This is a genomic window from Arthrobacter sp. CMU6 (assembly GCF_059090205.1).
This window is the reverse complement of sequence record NZ_JBNHFL010000104.1, coordinates 1-423: the sequence shown is the minus strand read 5'-3', so window position 1 is coordinate 423 and position 423 is coordinate 1. Positions and strand designations below refer to the sequence as shown.

Below are 423 nucleotides of genomic sequence, written 5' to 3'. Positions count from 1 at the left end.
GGGCCGGTTCCTCGGTCAAGCCGAGCAGGGAGAACGCCGGAACCGTGACCAGGACCTGGGCCACCGGGGAGGGCACGCCCCCGGCCGGCACCAGGCCGGCGAAGCTCTCCTCACCCGCGTCATTGCTGGTTCGATTCGCGGTGCCGGCCGGCGTGGGTTCCAGGCCGGCGGTGAGAAGCCAGGTTGCGGCGATGTCGGCGCGGAGCTGGGTGAGGGTCCTGGCGGCCGGTCCCTGCATGGCCCGGGCGGCGGCGGTGGTGCGGTCCCAGATCCCGGCCGCCTGCGCCGCGGGCAGGTAGGCCGAGAACCAGGCCATCCCGTCCCGGTCCGGGGCGTACTCCACCCGCCGGTCCGCCGCCGAGCGGGTGTGGCGTGTTTCGATGCTGACCCGGTGGTGCCGCTCCCGCCAGGAACGGACCTTCG

Annotated in this window: 1 pseudogene; it reads right to left on the bottom strand. The window is 74.7% G+C overall.

Annotated elements, in window-relative coordinates:
• A pseudogene (locus AC5RWD_RS23255) lies at positions 1-423 on the bottom strand (HNH endonuclease signature motif containing protein); the annotation flags it as partial.